At 44.3% G+C, this 17,798-nt stretch carries 15 protein-coding genes; 6 read left to right on the top strand and 9 right to left on the bottom strand.

Going from position 1 to position 17,798, the window contains the following annotated elements; genetic code table 11:
* Window positions 1-8 precede the first annotated feature (8 nt).
* Together ACED59_RS08195 and ACED59_RS08190 are read left to right on the top strand one after the other, a co-directional pair.
* Window positions 9-734, top strand: a complete 726-nt coding sequence (locus ACED59_RS08195; RefSeq protein WP_009847198.1) for a DsbA family protein — start codon at window positions 9-11, stop codon at window positions 732-734.
* Between the two features lie 877 nt (window positions 735-1,611).
* Window positions 1,612-2,091 (top strand): hypothetical protein, encoded by a 480-nt coding sequence (locus ACED59_RS08190; RefSeq protein ID WP_012604442.1) that lies wholly within the window; start codon window positions 1,612-1,614, stop codon window positions 2,089-2,091.
* Window positions 2,092-2,231: 140 nt separating this feature from the next.
* Here the strand turns inward: ACED59_RS08190 and ACED59_RS08185 are convergent, their stop codons facing one another.
* From ACED59_RS08185 to ACED59_RS08165, 5 genes are all read right to left on the bottom strand, one after another.
* Entirely contained in the window at window positions 2,232-4,385 is a 2,154-nt protein-coding gene (locus tag ACED59_RS08185; RefSeq protein WP_017096912.1) for a TonB-dependent receptor, read from the bottom strand.
* A gap of 603 nt (window positions 4,386-4,988) precedes the next feature.
* Entirely contained in the window at window positions 4,989-5,945 is a 957-nt protein-coding gene (locus ACED59_RS08180; RefSeq protein ID WP_017096911.1) for a GntR family transcriptional regulator, read from the bottom strand.
* Window positions 5,946-6,223: 278 nt separating this feature from the next.
* Entirely contained in the window at window positions 6,224-8,221 is a 1,998-nt protein-coding gene (gene fhuB, locus ACED59_RS08175; protein WP_017096910.1) for a Fe(3+)-hydroxamate ABC transporter permease FhuB, read from the bottom strand.
* On the bottom strand, window positions 8,221-9,132 hold the full coding sequence (locus ACED59_RS08170) for an iron-siderophore ABC transporter substrate-binding protein (RefSeq protein ID WP_017096909.1): 912 nt from the start codon (window positions 9,130-9,132) through the stop codon (window positions 8,221-8,223). Before ACED59_RS08170 ends, fhuB begins: the two co-directional genes overlap by 1 nt.
* 17 nt (window positions 9,133-9,149) lie before the next feature.
* The gene (locus ACED59_RS08165) at window positions 9,150-9,917 is read right to left on the bottom strand and encodes an ABC transporter ATP-binding protein (protein ID WP_009847190.1); all 768 of its coding nucleotides are present in this window, start codon (window positions 9,915-9,917) and stop codon (window positions 9,150-9,152) included.
* Window positions 9,918-10,069: 152 nt separating this feature from the next.
* Between ACED59_RS08165 and ACED59_RS08160 the strand changes: the two genes are divergently transcribed.
* Window positions 10,070-11,275 (top strand): MFS transporter, encoded by a 1,206-nt coding sequence (locus tag ACED59_RS08160; RefSeq protein ID WP_029223807.1) that lies wholly within the window; start codon window positions 10,070-10,072, stop codon window positions 11,273-11,275.
* Window positions 11,276-11,375: 100 nt separating this feature from the next.
* Here ACED59_RS08160 and ACED59_RS08155 read toward each other — a convergent pair whose 3' ends face one another.
* On the bottom strand, window positions 11,376-13,091 hold the full coding sequence (locus ACED59_RS08155) for an amidohydrolase (protein ID WP_017096907.1): 1,716 nt from the start codon (window positions 13,089-13,091) through the stop codon (window positions 11,376-11,378).
* 322 nt (window positions 13,092-13,413) lie between these two features.
* Here ACED59_RS08155 and ACED59_RS08150 point away from each other — a divergent pair, with 322 nt between their 5' ends.
* Window positions 13,414-13,932, top strand: coding sequence for a lipocalin family protein (locus ACED59_RS08150; RefSeq protein WP_009847187.1), 519 nt, complete (start codon window positions 13,414-13,416; stop codon window positions 13,930-13,932).
* A 93-nt stretch (window positions 13,933-14,025) separates the two neighbouring features.
* Here ACED59_RS08150 and ACED59_RS08145 read toward each other — a convergent pair whose 3' ends face one another.
* Together ACED59_RS08145 and ACED59_RS08140 are read right to left on the bottom strand one after the other, a co-directional pair.
* Complete coding sequence (locus ACED59_RS08145) at window positions 14,026-14,400, bottom strand: hypothetical protein (RefSeq protein ID WP_009847186.1); 375 nt, start codon at window positions 14,398-14,400, stop codon at window positions 14,026-14,028.
* 70 nt (window positions 14,401-14,470) lie between these two features.
* A complete protein-coding gene (locus tag ACED59_RS08140) occupies window positions 14,471-14,776 on the bottom strand; it encodes a monooxygenase (RefSeq protein ID WP_012604433.1) in 306 nt (101 codons plus the stop codon).
* 156 nt (window positions 14,777-14,932) lie between these two features.
* On the opposite strand from ACED59_RS08140, the gene ACED59_RS08135 reads away from it, so the two are divergent.
* Window positions 14,933-15,844 (top strand): LysR family transcriptional regulator, encoded by a 912-nt coding sequence (locus ACED59_RS08135; RefSeq protein WP_017096906.1) that lies wholly within the window; start codon window positions 14,933-14,935, stop codon window positions 15,842-15,844.
* Window positions 15,845-15,866: 22 nt separating this feature from the next.
* Here the strand turns inward: ACED59_RS08135 and ACED59_RS08130 are convergent, their stop codons facing one another.
* On the bottom strand, window positions 15,867-16,481 hold the full coding sequence (locus tag ACED59_RS08130; protein ID WP_017096905.1) for a TetR/AcrR family transcriptional regulator: 615 nt from the start codon (window positions 16,479-16,481) through the stop codon (window positions 15,867-15,869).
* 193 nt (window positions 16,482-16,674) lie between these two features.
* On the opposite strand from ACED59_RS08130, the gene ACED59_RS08125 reads away from it, so the two are divergent.
* The gene (locus tag ACED59_RS08125) at window positions 16,675-17,790 is read left to right on the top strand and encodes an efflux RND transporter periplasmic adaptor subunit (protein WP_017096904.1); all 1,116 of its coding nucleotides are present in this window, start codon (window positions 16,675-16,677) and stop codon (window positions 17,788-17,790) included.
* Window positions 17,791-17,798 lie beyond the last annotated feature (8 nt).

Raw genomic sequence — 17,798 nt, 5'->3', positions numbered from 1 at the left:
GGAAAAATATGAAATTCATTACAAAAAGCATCATCACACTATTGGTTACTCTGGCTTTCTCTCCCGTCACTTTCGCAATGACAAAACAAGAAAAAATTGCCGAGATAACGCAAATGCTAGAAACGAACGAAGGTATTATCGATTCAGTTCACGACAGTCTAGCTGCTTACATAGATCAACAAAGTAGCTTTGATAAAACGTTAGTTGAGAGTCATGACTTTATTTATAACAACCCACATCACCCTTGGTATGGTTCCGAACATCCAAAACTGACGATCGTAAATATGACTGATTTTAGTTGCCCGTGGTGTAAAAAATTAGACCCGGTTCTTCGAAAAATAGCGGATGAGTTCCCTAATGACATCAAGGTGATAAATATTTATATCCCTCTAAAGGAGAGAGATTCGCCATTGAACTCAGCAACTTTTGGACTCAATGTCTGGAACAATGACAAAGAAAAATACAAAGCAGTTGAAGAGATGTTGATCAGTAAGCCTGGTATTCACAACGTTCGTTCGATAATGAAAGTAGCGAAGAAGAACAAAGCCACCGATTATGTTTCTTCAGACAGTGAAATAGCGATTGAAGTTGCTGAAAACTATAACTTATTTACGAGGCTGGGTGTTCGGGGTACACCAGCGATGCTAATTGATGGAACATTGCTCCCCGGCTACTTGCCATACGAAAAACTATATCCAATAGTAAAGGCTAAGCTAGAAGAGAAAAGTAAATAGAATAAATTTACGATAACTTAATTATTATCTTTGATGGATAAAAAGCCCTATTGATTAGGGCTTTCTATCATTTAAATATTAATTGTAAAAGTGGATTACAAATTAATAAACAATATACAACGCAGCTAGTCCAAATATGCCTAGAAAACTCAGAACACCACATGTCGAGTACAACAACAGTCTCATTGTTAATTCCTGATTACAAAAAATTATTAATAGTATTTACTTTTATAAATTGCCTTATGTGAAATTTAAGGGCGTGGGGTTGACAAGGTTATATTAAAATAGCACCTCCAGATAAATTATCACTTAACATTTAGTTAGAGTTCCCCATGCTGAAATAATTCCCTTTACTCTGTGTTTTTTACGAAGTAATTAGAGGTTGTTTATTTTTAATTTTTACAGGTTGATATTCCATTTTGTTTCTTGTGTGGTTGTTATTTGGGTGGGTAATACGTGAATGTAAATTGATTCATAGAGTTGGACTTAACTCGAAAAACGGAAACTAACTCGTAGAATGGAAGTTAATTTCTCTAATCTGGGTGATCAAGTTATCCTCGATTAAGTTGTTATCAACACCGTTAAATACGTTCACGTTAGTGATTAGCTTTTTCATAGTCTGCACCTTTTGGAAATGAGTGTGTGTCGCTGATGGAGTCATCATATGGGGGCAGCATTTGAAGAATGGCCATTTGGTGACAGTGATGAATTGGGTGTGTTTTTGCTATTGCTATAAGAGAAGGAAGGGGGATTTCTGTCGAATCATTAATTTGAATAATGATTATTGGTGGTGTCACAAAATGGTAAGTTTTGCTCCTTTTCGAGCGCTAAGATGTATTTCAAATCAAGGCGACTTATCAAATTAGAGAGAGACAGAATGACTAAATCAGACAAAGTTTACGGGTTCAACACACCACAACGTCTATTTGTAGGTTACACGTTAGCTGTGCTGGTGGACTTAGTGGTACTTAACTTTTTCGATGAGTACTGGGACTTCGTCAACATTGAGTCTTTCACTATTTCTTTGATAGCAGCGTTATTACTGCAGTTATTGTTGAAGCTCTCTATTGGCTTAGAGCACAAGATTGCTGAGCACTTCAAAAGTAAACCGGGTACCGCGCCTAAGGTTTATCGCGCCATCACTACTTACATCATCTTGGTGGGTTCAAAGTTCGTGATGCTAGAAGCGATTAACTTATTGTTCGGCGAGAAGGTGAGCTTTACAGGCCCTTGGAATGGTGTAGTGGCGTTCTTCGCCGTGGTATTTACGATTCTCATTGCTGAAGTAATTGTATCGAAGATCTACTTTGCGCTTGATGATAAACAAGAATCAAACTTGAAAGAAAAGACAGCTTAAGCATAAGTAGAGTTAAACATAGGGGAGTTCGGAATGAACCCTCAATTGAAAAGGGTTGGCATGTTTGCCAACCCTTTTTGTCTTTTAGCTATCCCACACTTTAGAGTAAGCGACTAATTCAGCTTATGCAGACCGATTAATTAGTACTTAACTTGGTAGTTCAGAGTGTAAGTACGGCCGCGGCCTTTGTAGTCATACGCTGCTGAGTCGTAATGAGACGAGTAAAGGATTTGAGCACGTTGACCCCAAACAGTGGTGTAGTCTTTGTTCAGTAAGTTTTGAATACCAAAACCTAGACTACCGACAGGAAGCTGATAGGTACTCACTAGATCAAACACGGTGTAGCCATCAAGTTTGTTTTTGTCGTCTTCGTAATCAAACATAGTTTGGCTTTGTACTTTTACAGATAGGTCTGTGTCATACCAACCTGCCCAAGCACTTGCTTTAGAAGTACTTGCACTTCCTGCAGATACATCTTTCCAACCGTCGTTACCTTTCACTTCAGAGGTGACGTAGTGACCAGAAGCGCCCAGTTGAATGTTGTCATGTACCCAGTAAGAAGCCATCGCCTCTAGCCCGTACACTCGCTTTTTGTCATTGATGTTTTCAATCAGCAATGTCTTTCTGTTGTACTTCACTGATTTGTCAGATTGTGAGTAATAAGCCGCGGTTTGCAAGCTTAGCTCGCCAGTATCAAGGCGGTAACCTAACTCGAAACTGTTGGTTTTGATACCAGACATTTTTGAGTCATTAACGTTGATGCTGTCGTTGAGTTTCCAGTGATCACCAACGAGCTTGTAGCTGCCTTGTCCGTAGTATTTAGCTGGGTCTGCAAGGTCGAAACCTTGCGAGAAGTTTGCCCAAACTTGAGACTCGTTATTAAGGTGGTAGATCGTACCTAGGTTAAATAAGCCAACACCGTAATCAGTTTCACCACCTGGTACTGCGTCTGCTGTTTTGCCTTTACCAGCAGCAATTTTCTTCTGCTGGCTGTAGCCGACAAAATCATCAATCTTGTTAGAGATGTATTGGTAGCGGAATCCACCTTCCACCGTCCAATCATCGGTGATCGCATAGTCAGATTGTATAAAGCCTGCGATAGAGCTGACTTTAACACCTGCATAGCGACCCACTTGTGCATAGGTCTTGTTGACTAAGTTGCCTGAATTGTTCGCAATGGTGCGATCGTAAAGCGCTTGATTGCTATCAAGCTGATCTTGATACGCATCGATACCATAAACAATATTGAACTTATTGAAGCTCTTAGCCAGTGCTGTTTTTAATGAAATAACATCGGTAATTTGTTGACCAGAAGATTGGAAGTAAGGCGTGTAAGTTTGGTCTTCTTTACGGTATGAAGCTTCAGCAATAAACTGATGCCCAAGGAATTGATCATCGACGTAAGAGGCACTCAGCATGATGCGCTCAGTTCCGTGTTCGCGATCCGAGTAAAACCCTTTACGTACGTCAACAAAATCGCGCCCGGTGATGTATAGACCGTAAGGAGAGTTTTGCTGGCTATCGTAATATTGTGCTAGGAAGTTGAGCTTTTTGGTCTCAGACAGGTTCACGCCGACAGTTGTCAGAAAATCTAACGTCTTGTTGAACTGCAGTGAGCCTTGTGAAATGTCAGGAGTAACAATATCGCCATCTGCATCGAATACACCTTGTGTCTCGGTGTAAACCACAGAAGAGCGAGCTTGAACTTTGTCGTTACCGCCAGAGATAGATTGACCGACTTTGTAATCGAAATCTTCACCTGAATTAAAGCCCGATGAGCCACCGACATAAGATTCGAATTCTAACTCTTCACCTTGTGCTTTTTTGGTGATGATGTTGATGACACCACCAGAAGCACCGGCACCGTAGATAGATGTTGCACCCGATAACACTTCGATGCGATCAATGTTAAATGGGTCGATTGAATCTAAGTGGCGGCTGATTTGGCGAGAGGATTGCAGTGATACGCCATCGATCATAACGAGCATCTTACGGCCACGTAGATTCTGACCATAGTTAGTACGAGCGCCGCTGCTTACATCTAAAGAGGGAATGCTCGCCGATAGAATTTCACCTAATGATTTACCACCACGGTATTCCTGTTCGATTTTATCTGCGTCGATGTACCAAACTGTTCCCGGAATATCGCTGATCGCTTTTGGTGTTCGGCTAGCGACAACCACCATGTTTTCTTCGGTTGTGTATTCTTGTGCTTGGGCTGTAAACACTGTGCTTGCTGCGACAATCGCTAGCGTAACGGTGGAAAGCTTGAAACTTCCTTTTTCGGTTTTCATTTTGTTCTCAATCTTGATCAATAAAAGGCTGCACAAAGACTCATATTTGTGCGATGACTTTGTTTTTTATAAGTAAACAAGCGTTCATCTTTACTGGTTAGTAATAAATGAAGCCTCCTAAATTAGAAAAGAGGTTAACAGTGGTCACTTACTTATGGCCCCAAACATACTCATCTCGATATCTTTCAAGCTTGTATACGTTCGCATTCACGCCACCTAAGCGGTTACTACTTCAATAGTTAAAGTACGAAGTATTATCGTTAAGCTTATCAATTCTAAATAAGAATCATTATTATTGTGTTTTTGTTGCGAAAATACAATATGAAAATGCAATTTTATTTTATAGATTTGGAAACACTTGTTTGCCGGGAGGGTTAGTCACTCGGGCGGAACAGAGCCAGTGCCTTGTTCCGCAAGTGTTTAAGCGGGTGTGATACGTATAATTCAGAAGGTGTGAAAGTGCAGGTATTAGGGCCTGTTGATCTTTTGAACAAAATTTAACAACGAAAGGTAAACAGGCCTCGTGTGTTCATGAAGTCAGAATGGCATTTTCGATGGTAGAAGGACACGATAAGGGCAGCCATGATTTGACTGCTCACGTAGTTAACTGTTTTTTGCAATGATGCTGTTGATTAAACTTTCTCGCTGCTCCATAGAGACCGTCATTACGTCGTTGTAGGTGCGTTTCATGACTCGAATGTCATTTTCCAGTAGCTGAGCTAATTTTGTCGAGGCCGTTTGGTTGTCACCTTCTAGCACCAATTCGATGATCTCTAGGCGACGCTGGCACGATTTAGTGACCGAAGATTGAATGTGCATCGAGACGAGATCGGTCGCTTTACGTAGGCGATTATGTTGTTGCATGGTGCTCAATAAGAAGCGATTTCCTGAACATGCGGCAAGTTGCTCGTGAAACTCGGCACTGAGGCTAAAGAGTTGACTGGCGTTGACTGATTCTGGGGCGTTAATCGCTTGAGCATGGCGATCTCGGCAGCTTTCAATTGCACTGTTATCAAGTGTCCATGTTGGTTCGAGTAGGCCTGCAGGCTCGAAAATGAGTCGACAGCGATAACTTTCGGTGTGTCTTTCTAAGGTGTTCAACACACCATCAAGCTGCCATTTGTATCCTGGACTGCGACGAAAAATACCATCGCTTTCTAACAGGCGCAGTACGCTTTGCATCTCACCACGGTTGGCATCATAACGTTGTTGCAGGTCTTTCTCGGAAAACGACTGACCTAACTCACTAAAAAATAAATCCATGAGTACGCGCAGGTATAATTGTTCTTGGCGAGGTTGTTGGTCGTTGTCTTGGCCTGAAATTTCGATATCTGCCGCATCGGTTTGTAATACAGACCCTTTATAAGGGACGACTTTAGTGATGCCTTGCGCTGACAAGTGTTTTAGCACCGCTCGAATAGGGCTTCTTGATACTTCGAATTGCTGCGCCAAAGATGATTCATTTAGGCTGCTTCCCGCTTTCGCGTTGTCGGCTTTTAGCCTCGCGATGACCTTGAATAACAAATTTTGTTGGAGCTTTGTAATTGTCGTTATGTCCATGACGCTCAGAGTATGTGTTTAATCTTGATTCCATGGTAAACACAAAAAGGCTTAAATACCATAAATTGTGTTTTTGTAACCAAAAGACAATGTTAATCGACCTGTTGCAATGGATAGATTGGTTGGTAATTTAGCGGTTGATTGGGAATTGATCGGTTATTGATAGCTTTGTTGGCAAGTGTGTCAATGAGTAAGAAGAGAGCCCGCTTAAAGCCTCGACTGCAAATGGAGGCTTCAAACGGGGGCTTTAAGCGGAGAAAGTGACTTCTCGTGTGTGCTTATTTTCTCATTAGATAGAGGAAGTAGCCGCCACCAATCAGAGAGGCTAATAGACCTGCCGGGAACTGCCAAGGGAACCATAGCGTACGACCAATCCAGTCTGCAGCCACCATGATGATAGCGCCTAATAATGCTGCTGTGAGCATTTGAGGAATCGCGCGATATTGGTGAAGCGAACGCGCCATGTGTGGCGCCAATAATCCAATGAAACTTAATGGCCCAATGACGATGGTGCACAGAGTTGTTAGTGCCGCGACTAGCAAAAGCAAAGCCAATCGAACAGCGGTTGTGTTCATACCTAGGCTGCTTGTGGTGACGTCGCCTAAGTTAATCAGCTCTATCCAGCGATTCAAAGACAGCGCCACTGCACTTATGATGGCAACCCCAACGGCGAGCAAAATGACATCTTGATTAGCGACTAAATAAGTCGAGCCTGAAAGCCAAGTGAGGAGCGCGGTTGCATTCTCATTACCCGAGCTCATTGTGATGCGCAATAGAGCGTCGAGCCCTGCACTTAGCGCGATGCCTGTTAACAAGGTTTGCGTTGGGGCGAAATTGTGTTTTCTTCCCATTAACCAAACCACGGCAGTCACTGAAGTTGCACCGAGTGTACCAAGCAGCATTTGCTCTTCTCGGCCGACTGCAGTGCCAAATAGTGTGCCGAGCACTAACGCCAGAGCAGCCCCTGAGCTGATCCCCAATACTTCGGGGCTCGCCATTGGGTTGTTTGAGATGCGTTGAATAATCGTGCCTGCAAACGCAAGCCCGATCCCTGCCAATAGCGCGACTAATACACGCGGTAGACGTAGATCGAATAGCGATGGGTTGAGTTCAAGATTCCAGCCGAACTGGTTTTTACCTACTGTAAGGGCAAGAACACACATTGCCATCAATAGTACTGACATCGCGGCAAGTACTTTACGCGTACTGACGAATTTGTAGTGCTCAATGGTTTCACTGCGGTTTTTGAGATCGGACTGCAGCTTGGTACGTTGCAGTAACCACAATAAGAAAGGAGCACCCAGTAGCGCCGTCATTGCGCCGGTAGGGAGCAGTTCGCCACCGAAGCCAGAGAAGGGCTGAATCACTAAATCCACAATCAATAGAATGAAGCTGCCTACCAACCCGCTGACCAGAATCTGTTTCGCGAGTGCTCTTACACCGATAAGCCTAGCGATAGCAGGAGCCACAATGCCAACGAATCCGATTAAGCCTACTTCACTGACTACGGCTGCAGTAATAAAGATCGCCAACGATAAGCAAAGCAATTTGATTTGTTTGATGTTTACACCAAGCGAAGTGGCGACATTATCGCCAAATTGCAGCGCTGATAATGGACGCTGTAAAACCAGTAATAACAGCGTCGGGATCGAGACTAAAGGTATGAGAACCTGCACGCTCGACCAATCATTCTGATTCAGTACACCTGCACCCCAAACAAAAATACTGGTAAGCCGTTGTTCATGCAGCATGAGCAACATGGTGTTGAGTGAGCCTAAAAATAGGCTGACCACCATACCGGCTAACACCATGTGTAATGGTGAAAAGCCTCGTGCAGAACTTAAGGTAAAAACTAAGCCTGTTGCAAGGCAGCCCCCAATGAAAGCGGGAATAAACCCTGGGATAGCTAGGTTAGCAGGAATTAAAAGGATCCCTAATACCATGCCGAGTTCTGCGCCCGCAGCAACACCCAATGTGGTAGGTGAGGCAATGGGGTTACGCAGTACAAATTGCATCACGCACCCAGAGACTGCCAGTGCAAAACCACAAATGAGAGCGACGGCAAGCCTAGGTAAATAGGTGAGGTGAGTAATCAGATGCTGATAATTTGAAGAATCAAAGTGAAACAGCGTATCCCAAATCAAGCCAACCCCTTGCGAGTAAGGAGCGGTAATTTGCAGTAGCGAGCTGATCAACAAAACAGCAGCGACAGGTAGTGCCGCTGCCTTGATATTGAATCGCCCGGTGACGGTTTTTTCGATCTTTGCGGTAGCCATTATTTTTGGATAAGCAGTTCGGTAATGTGGTCACTAAACCTTTGAGCGGCGATTAGCCCACCGAAGGTCCAGATGGTAGGAAGTTCGTAAACGGAGTCTGTACGCGTAAACGCCATCGCTTGCCAAAGAGGGGATTGAGTCAGTTTCTTATGCTCTTCTTCCGTTAGCGGGCCAAAGATCATCACATTCGTCTGTTGGTGTTCAGCGAGCCTTTCAGTACCTGTAGTGGTAAAACCCCAGAGGTTTGTCTGCTCTTGCCAGTCGTTTTTAAGACCCATGCTGCTTATGGTGGCTTGCGCTAATGAACCTTGGCTATGAATGCGTAAGGTTTTGTCGTTGATAAAGCGTGCAAAAATCAGTGGTTTGTCTGAGTTGCCTGCGGCACGTATTTTTTCACCGTTATCGCTTAGTCTCTTATTTGTCTCATCAATCACTTGTTGGGCGCGTTGTGCTTTGTTAAATAGCTTGCCTAAAGAGAGGGTAACCGAAGTTGCGGATTCAAGTGGTTGTTTCTTTTTGCTGTAGACACTGTAAACCAAGACAGGTGCGATTTTATTGAGCTGGTGGTAGGCCGCCGCCATATGCTCACTGATTAAAATGACGTCAGGTTTGAGTTCTGTTAGTAGCTCTAGGTTTGGTTCTCTTCGAGATCCCACATCTGTCACGTCTGCATTTAACGCAGGTTTTACCACCCATTGCTGATAACCTTGTGCGTCTGCCACACCTTGCAACTCAACGCCTAGGCTTAATACGGTTTCGGTGAGTGCCCAATCTAAAGCCACCACTTTTTTAGGTGTAGCATCGAAAGAGACACTGCCCATTTCATGTTTGATTTCTAGTGCGTGAACGCTCTCTAGAGCAAGGGCGTTGAAAGCTAATACTGTGAACAGCATGGTGATGAACTTTTTCACAACAGGTTCCTTTTGATTTAAGGGATGTAGCTGATAGGTTGCCCTGTCTCAGGGTGTTTAAAGAGCGCAAGCTCCATTCCGTAGATTTGCATTAGTGTTTCTGGCGTCATCAAATCTTTAGGCGAACCGGAAGCGATCACTTTCCCAGAATGAAGCGCAATCAAATGATCACTGAATTTGGCGGCCATGTTCACATCATGAAGCACCATGATCACGGTTAAGCCGAGTGACTGATTAAGCTCTCTGATTAAAGCGAGCAATTCATGCTGGTGCGCGACATCGAGTGCTGAGGTTGGTTCATCAAGCAAAATACATTGGCTTTGCTGAGCAAGCAGCATGGCGACCCAAGCTCTTTGTCTTTCTCCGCCGGAAAGTGTTGCGACAAATCGGTCAGAAAAGGCATTAAGGCCAACTTTCTCAATCGCTTCGTCTACGATGGCATAATCATCTTTGCTGTAACGTCCAAATGCGCCTTTCCATGGATAACGGCCAAAGCAAACCAGTTCACGAACGGTCACGCCATCAGTAATCGGTGGGTGCTGCGGCAAGTAGGCGACTTGGTGTGCAAATTCAAGGTTACTGTATGAGGTGAGTGGTTGCTCATTGAAGAAAACGTCACCTTCTGTTGGCGTGTTTTGTCGACTTAACAGTTTAATGAGTGTCGATTTGCCACATCCATTATGGCCAAGCAAGGTGGTGATCTTCTTTGGTTCAAAGGTCAAAGTCGTTGGCGAAAGGATTTTCTTACTGTCGATTTCGAACGAGGCATTGGTAAGTGTGTACATAATGCAATATGAAGTTGAGTTATGGGCTGCTAGCCGCTAATGTAACACAGTGAAATCAAAATGATAATTATTCGCTAAATCAATCTATTTATCATTGTAATGTGCTCGTGCCCACTACGAACCTACCAACCTTATCTAGCGCCTTCGAGTTTATGTCTGTGATACAAAATAAAAAATTTCAACTATTGGCTATTGGTCTTGCTTCGGCTCTTATGGGAATTGGGCAAAACGGCTTACTCGTTTCCCTGCCTTTTCTTGTGGAACAGTCTTCATTTAGCTTGCCTACGTGGTCGATTCTTATCGCAATAGGAAGCATATTATTTCTGCCATCTGCGCCGTTTTGGGGAAGGCAGAGCGACAAATATGGCCCTAAAAAAGTAGTCATTCAAGCACTGATAGGCATGGCTATCAGCTTTGCTTTGTTGTGTTTTTTCGCCATGTTTAGCAAACAGGGGCAGGCATTCGTGTTTTGTTTGATTGGGCTGGTGGTCGCGCGAATTATTTATGGTTGTACGGTGTCTGGAATGGTGCCTGCGAGTCAGCATTGGGCGATATTATTGTGTGGTGAGAAGAACCGTTTACAGGCTATTACATCAGTGAGTCTTGGCCTAAGTGTTGGTCGATTAATTGGGCCTTTGGTCTCCATTTTAGCGTTAAAGTTATCGCCTTTTGCTCCCCTGATCGTGATGATCTTTTTGCCGTGTGTTGCTTTACTTGTCACGATGTTGTTACCAACCCCTAAAGAAGAAACTCGGAAGGCTGAAGGAATAGGGCAAGCACCTTGGTTACCGAATAAAACATTACTGCCTTTTTTATCTTGCGGGTTGTTGTTGTGTGCCGCAGTCGCGTTGTTGCAATACAGTTTTTCTCCACTTATCTATTCGATCACCCGTTGGCCTACCGATCAAATAAGTGACACGATCGGGATTCTTTTGACTATCAGTGCTGCCTGTACTTTTGCTACTCAACTCTTGGTTATCAAAAAAGAAAAGCTGACACCGTTTGTTATGTACCGTTGGGGGGCATTGGGTTTGCTTGTCGGCTTTGGAGTGTTCTTGATTCCCAGTATGTGGGCGTTAGCTGTGGCGATGGTACTGACAGCGATTGGCGCAGCGTTGCTTGTTCCTGCTTACACGTTGTTTGCCACTGAAAAGCAAAGTGGTACACCGGGTGCAGCCGCAGGGTACATCGCCATGTCTCATACTCTAGGCTATGGCGTTGCTTCATTGCTTGCATTTACTTCAACCTTGAACCCTATGTATCCCATCTACTTATGTGTACTGTGTTCAGCACTGATCTTTGTAACGAGCTACATTGTTAAAAGAGAGGGAAATATCAAGGTCGCTGAGCAAGCTTAACCTTGTATTTCCCTGATACTTTTTAGCGAGCCAATTGGAAGTGAGCTAACGGATAGCATATTAACTAGTAGCAAACGGCTTTGTGTCGAACGTTGGTTTGCTAATTTATGTCTTTGAAAGCAGCGTCTTCGAAAACCACATCCCCTCTTAACACTGTCATCAACACCTGAGTCTTGGCTATTTGTCTTGCCGATACTGTAGTGATGTCTTTGTTGAGAATCGCGAAGTCCGCTGATTTTCCTACCTCAATAGATCCAGTGACGTCGTCGATGCCCAAGTTAGAAGCGGCATTAATCGTGTAAGCGTCGATAGCCGTGTAGATATCAGTTAGGCCCGTTTTACCCATGATTAAACTGTTCGCGATGCCGACCAATGGGTTGATGTCGTGTACGTTCCAATCACTGCTTAATGTGATGTTGGCATCAGTCTTAAGTATCGCGTCTAAGTTCATCATGGCTTTGGCACGGCGAGCACCAAGGAAAGCTTCGGCCCATTGGTGTTGATGCCTTGCAACGTAATCAGAGCCGACTTGGAAATCTGCGGTCACGTCTAATTGGCGAAAACGTGGCACATCTTCATCATTGATTAATTCGACATGGGTTAGGGTGTAGGGCTTGGTTGAACCTTGTTTGCGAATGCTTTCTATCGCATCAAGCGATTCACGAACGGCACCATCACCAATGGCATGAATGTGGGCGCTAAAACCTATTTTTTCGAGCGCAGTTAGCCACTCTTTCATTTGTTCTGGTGGAATATAGTTCAAGCCATTAGGAGACTGGGGCAGATAAGTATCTAAGTAGGGTGCGAGCGTTTTGGCGGTGCCATTGATGAAGATGCCATCGCTGTACATTTTCACCTGATCGACAAGTAACAGACGGCTTTTATCGTCGGAATACATCTTCTCAAAGACTTCTAATTGAGAAGGTATTGCCATCGATGGGTATACCCAAGGGCGCAGCGACACGCGCGCCGTTAAGTCTTGATTTTGCTCGGCCTCTAGCCAAACGTCATACCAACCTCGTTTCCAATACATGCGACCGTCGCCAATGGTGGTGATGCCGTGCGCAGCGGCTTCTTCAAGACCGAACATTAACCCTTGGTAGCTTTGTTCAAAGAGCTCGCTTTGGCTGTTCCACGCCATCTCCATAATTTGGTCGCCAGCGTTATCTAATAAGATGCCATTGAGCTTGCCGCTGTCTTGGTCTTTTAAATAAGCGCCACCTTGTGGGTCAGGAGATTGTTGGCTGATTCTGGCTATTTTTAAGGCTTTCGAGTTGACCCACATCGAGTGAGAAGTTTGCTCCATAAACACCACGGGGCGATCAGGGAAGATGCTGTCGATGATCTCAAGTGGTGTGTATTCAGAGTCGCTGTCGAGTGTCGATTCCAAAGAAAAGCCATAACCCATCAACCAGCCTCGACCATTGGTTTCGGCATTGATTTTACACGCCTCTAAGTAAGGGATTTGCTCTTCTAATGTGGCTTCAGAATCCAGTTCGCAATTGCCACCCAGCTCTGAGGCGGCTTCAAACACATGGTTATGATTATCAATGAACCCCGGCAAAACAAAGGCATTCTCCAAGTCGATGACATCGGTACTCTGACCTTGAAAAGATTGCGCCTGAGTGTGGTCACCGATGAAGATGATCTTGCCTTTATGGGTAACGATCGAGTCTGACTCGCGATGCCCATATATGTCGGCATTGGTAAAGATCTGGTCTGCGGTTAGGCTTTGAGAAAAAGCCGATGGCACAGAGACTAGGCTAGCGAATAATGCAATCCATGCAGTGCGTGGCAAAGTGAGCTTATTGTTCATTGTTATTTATTCCATGTTCCACTGTTTAGTAAGTATAGAAAGCGAGTGGTAAGAATCATATCGCGGATTTTTAATAATAAAGTGTCCATAGTTGCTCTCCTGATTAAGTTAACTTGCCGTATATTTTGTGGTGACTCCGACTCAATATCGAACATCAATGAAACACCATTGATTCATTCGCAGACTAAACAATTCACATAAGATTCTGAATAAATTACAGTTAGGTGAACTTTAAAAATGGATTTAACGTATTACCAAGGATGTAAGTTTATGTTTTCACAAGGCTTACTCGCATTACTAATAAAAACAAGCCGAGGTTAGGATGAAAAAAATATTATTGCTGCTTAGTGTGATTCTATTGGGTGGTTGCGTGGGCATGCCTGAAACAGTAAAGCCCGTTCAACAGTTTGAATTGGATAGATACTTGGGCAAATGGTACGAAGTGGCTCGTTTAGACCACTCGTTTGAGCGTGGCTTAGATAACATCAGCGCGGAATACAGCTTGCGTGATGATGGTGGCGTTAAGGTGATTAACCGCGGCTATTCGGCGGAAGATGGCGAATGGAACGAAGCGGAAGGTAAGGCGTACTTTGTCGAAGGCAGCGATCAGGGTTATCTAAAAGTGTCGTTCTTTGGCCCCTTCTACGGAGCTTATGTGGTGTTTGAGTTGGACAAAGAGAATTACCAATACGCGTTTGTTTCGGGCCCAGATACCGACTACTTGTGGTTACTTTCAAGAACACCAGAGGTTGCACCAGGAGTGATGGAGAAGTTCAAAGCGATGTCTAAAGAGCGTGGCTTCAATACTGATGAATTGATTTACGTTGAGCACGGTAAATAAGCTGAGCGCGCTAGGTTAACGACAGTTGATTGAGAAAAAGGAACAGATGATGAGTGCATCTGTTCCTTTTTTATTGGTTTGGTTTTGTATGAACTAGCCTTGTCGACGAACCTGCAACACGCTGAGCACCGATAGTGAAAGGAAGAACGCCGGATCACTCCAGCCGAAGCCAACAAATATTCCTGTAAATGCCGCATACAATGTGATGATGGCGCCGAGCATATTTGTAACCACCAAGCCTTGGATGAGCTTTTTAGCGGACAAGCCAGGTTCAATGTCTCTAAGCAGCCAGCTTATTGCAGCGATACCACCCAAAAATATACTGGTGTGTTGAGAGAGAAAGTACGCGTACTTATCATTGATCTCTACGCCGTACATGGGCCACATTACCGTTGGGATAAAAAAAAGTGCGATGGCAAACCCTGCGTAAATAATGCCGTGTAGGCTAAGAAAAGTTTTGTTGTTCATTACGTATCTCTCTATTTATTACTTAGCTATTCAGTATCTTTGTTGTCATTCAGCGAATGAACAAGTTTGATTAACCGTTGATTGGGCCTTTATTAATGGTAGTTAATGGCTGATTGACGTCAAAAATCACACCACGCACTTCTTCAACACCCATCTCTTTTAAGCGAGCGCTATGCATCGCTAGGTAAGCCTCTGCACTGAGTTGGTCTTCAAAAAGATAGACACCACCGCCCAGTCTTTCAGCTTCGTTTTCTGTCCAGATTTTCCAGATCATACCCGGTTCGTTGTTAATAGACTTTGCTAGGTCAACGAGTGCGTTTGACATCTCTTCACCAAATGGGCCGCTAAATTCAAAATCAACTTGTAATAATTTCATGGTTATTTCTCCAAACAGTTACTTGGTATTGCGCTGAGACTCATGGTCATTTCGCAAAACATAGGAGGCTTGATTGCCTGTTGAAATAGATATTACCTGTAAAAAACAGACAGAAAAGTTCATAATATAGTTATTAACTGTCAGGATTTTAGACCGATGAGATTGAAAACCACCCTCGACCAATGGCAAACCCTTTACGAGATTGACCGCGCAGGCAGTATTCAGGCAGCGGCACTGCAATTGAACAAGAGCCATACCACGCTGATTTATGCGCTGAGAAAATTGGAGGACCAATTAGGCGTGACTTTAGTACAGGTTGAAGGTCGTAGGGCGGTATTGTCGGAGGATGGGAAATCACTGTTGCGCCGTGCAAGCAGTATGTTGGAACAAGCTCGCGAGCTAGAGTTGATCAGTGAACAGCTAGCGAAAGGTGTTGAGTCTGAAATTGTGGTTGCTGTTGATCACTTGTGCTGCCTTGAACGCCTTTATCAACCGATGGCTACATTTTTGACGGAGAACAACACCACATCGATACAAGTGATTGAAACGTCTCTGTCTAAAACAACCGAAATGGTGACTCAAGAACTGGCTGATGTGGCTATCATCAACTTGCCTATTACTAATTACTCAGCCGAAGCCTTTGGTTTTACGATGATGGAGCCAGTAGTTGCTAGCTCACATCCGTTAGCAAGTGCCGTTTCAGTGTCGTTGAATCAACTGTCGTCTTTGCCACAAATTGTGGTGCGAGATTTAGGTACACGATCTAATCAAGGCACTAAAAGCCAAGGGAACAAACAGGATGTGGGTTGGTTGAAGTCGAGTCAGCGTATTACTGTGGATAATTTCGACCATGCGTTTGGCGCGGTAGAGCAGGGAGTCGGGTATTGTCGACTACCAAAGCACATTGTTGAAAGCCGAGGAAGTGACAAGCTCACTGTGTTGAATGTCGAAAATGGCAGTGGGTATCACGTTCCGCTGCACCTGACTTTACCAAAAGGAGCCAAGACAGGCCCCGCTGCTCAACGTTTCTATGAGTTACTTTTTGAGTCAGCTGCTCCTGCTAACTAACCCTCATTCAGTCGGGCTCAAACTAGTGAGGCTGATTGCCGTTTAAGAACAGCGCGACACATTCGCGAGTGTAGTGAAGTCTTTCTTCTTCAGATTCTCCGCTATCGTGTCCGAAGAATCCCCAATATGCCGATTTGCCGTGAAGCATCAGCAACAGTTGGCGTGCTGCAATAACTGGTGAGCTTGATGTCGACAGTGTGAGATCACCAGAGTCTATTTTCGACTGCAAATAATCAGCGAGTAATTTTGTGGTTTTCTGAGGGCCAGTTTCTAAATAGATAGAGGCGATCTCTGGATGCGTATTCGCTTGGCTAATGGCATTTTGAAAGGTTTGTCTAGATTGTTCATCAAGTAATAAATCCTGAAACTTCACACCAAACTTCACCAACTCATCACCCACCGCAGCATCCATATCAAAGGCTGCAGGACTGAGTTCTCGCTCCGCACACTTGGTTTGCATGCAGGTTTCGAAAAGTTCGTCTTTGTTTTTAAAGTGAGAGTAGACCGTTTGCTTAGAAACGTTCGCTGCTTTGGCTATCTGATCCATATTGATCTTGAAGCCATATTCAGAGAAAAGTTGGCTGGCTGCGGTTAAGATCTGCGATCTCTTCTGTTCACTCTTGATGATTTTAGTCACGTGCTGTTTCTCGTTGCTTGGTGTTGCTCAGTTCAATGCATTTCGTTCTGCGCTAAGCATTATGCTTTTTGTGATGGTTTTATCAATCATTAACGATGAAACTTATTTTTAACACAATCAAACTAGACAGTCTAGTTTGATTTGGTTAGTCTAAAAAAAGAACATAATTGAGTACCGCATAGGAACAGTACGTATGTATAAATTGATGAAGGGAAGCGCAGTGGCAGTGGCGTTGTCGGCTTTTCTTGTTGGATGTGGCGAAAAGGAACAAGCCCAAGAGTCGGTTGATTCAACCGCTGAAACGGCATCGAGCGTCCAAACTATTTTAACCGTGGAAACGATGGCCTTGGCGCTGTCTCCTTCTTATGCAGTACAACGTGAATATGTCGGTGTGGTTAAGGCGGGTCAACAGGCTAATTTAGGTTTCGAACTGGCGGGCAAAGTAAACGAGATTCTGGTGGATGTCGGTGACACAGTCACAACGGGTCAGCCGTTGATCAGACTGGATACCCAACTTTTGGAAACCGAGTCTAGCCAACTGAAAGCGCAGGCTGAAGAAGTCAAAGCTCAATTGAGTTTGGTGGCAGCGAACCTTAAACGTCAACGTTCATTGAAAGCGAAAGGCTTCAGTGCCGAAGCTGAGATTGATTCGTTAACCAGTGAGCAACGCGTATTGCAGGCGAACTTGCTGCGTATTGATGCCTCGGTAAAAGGCAATCAATTGAAGCTGGTGAAATCGACAGTTCGTGCGCCATATTCAGGGACCATCGCAACACGCTTTGTCTCGCTTGGAGATGTAGTGAATGTAGGGAATCCAACTCTTACACTGCTTGCCTCTGAAGGGAAAGAAGCCTTGATCGGTATTCCTGCCCATCAAATGAAAAAGGTTACTTCACTTTCCGCCCCAAGTATTCGCGTCGGGCGAGATGAATTCGCTGTGAGCCTGTTGAATCCGGGCGCAATGGTCGACACACAGTCTCGCAGTGTCGGTTTGCGTTACTTGTTTCCTGAACAATCGTCGGTGTTAGAAGGGCAACTTGCCTATTTGAAATTTGATGAGCAGATTGATGACCAAGGCTACTGGGTGCCATTAACGGGTTTGATTGATGGATTGCGCGGTGTGTGGAACATCTTTGTGATTGGTGAAGACAACAAAGTTGAGCGCCGAAGTGTTCAGGTGTTGTTTGCCAACAATCAACAAGCGTACGTGAGTGGGGCGATTGAAGACGGTGAACAAGTGATTGCCAGTGGCTTACATCGTTTAGTTCCTGGACAAACCGTGAAGCCAGCAAGCGTTACTGCTGAATAGGAAATAGC

The organism is Vibrio sp. FF266 (assembly GCF_041439695.1).
GTDB classification, from domain to species: domain Bacteria; phylum Pseudomonadota; class Gammaproteobacteria; order Enterobacterales; family Vibrionaceae; genus Vibrio; species Vibrio tasmaniensis_A.
This window is presented reverse-complemented; position numbering and strand designations above follow the sequence as displayed.

Coding starts and splice junctions, on each gene's coding strand:
- ACED59_RS08195 (WP_009847198.1), top strand. CDS start 9: ATGAAATTCATTACAAAAAGCATCATCACACTATTGGTTACTCTGGCT.
- ACED59_RS08190 (WP_012604442.1), top strand. CDS start 1,612: ATGACTAAATCAGACAAAGTTTACGGGTTCAACACACCACAACGTCTA.
- ACED59_RS08185 (WP_017096912.1), bottom strand. CDS start 4,385: ATGAAAACCGAAAAAGGAAGTTTCAAGCTTTCCACCGTTACGCTAGCG.
- ACED59_RS08180 (WP_017096911.1), bottom strand. CDS start 5,945: ATGGACATAACGACAATTACAAAGCTCCAACAAAATTTGTTATTCAAG.
- fhuB (WP_017096910.1), bottom strand. CDS start 8,221: ATGGCTACCGCAAAGATCGAAAAAACCGTCACCGGGCGATTCAATATC.
- ACED59_RS08165 (WP_009847190.1), bottom strand. CDS start 9,917: ATGTACACACTTACCAATGCCTCGTTCGAAATCGACAGTAAGAAAATC.
- ACED59_RS08160 (WP_029223807.1), top strand. CDS start 10,070: ATGTCTGTGATACAAAATAAAAAATTTCAACTATTGGCTATTGGTCTT.
- ACED59_RS08155 (WP_017096907.1), bottom strand. CDS start 13,091: ATGAACAATAAGCTCACTTTGCCACGCACTGCATGGATTGCATTATTC.
- ACED59_RS08150 (WP_009847187.1), top strand. CDS start 13,414: ATGAAAAAAATATTATTGCTGCTTAGTGTGATTCTATTGGGTGGTTGC.
- ACED59_RS08145 (WP_009847186.1), bottom strand. CDS start 14,400: ATGAACAACAAAACTTTTCTTAGCCTACACGGCATTATTTACGCAGGG.
- ACED59_RS08140 (WP_012604433.1), bottom strand. CDS start 14,776: ATGAAATTATTACAAGTTGATTTTGAATTTAGCGGCCCATTTGGTGAA.
- ACED59_RS08135 (WP_017096906.1), top strand. CDS start 14,933: ATGAGATTGAAAACCACCCTCGACCAATGGCAAACCCTTTACGAGATT.
- ACED59_RS08125 (WP_017096904.1), top strand. CDS start 16,675: ATGTATAAATTGATGAAGGGAAGCGCAGTGGCAGTGGCGTTGTCGGCT.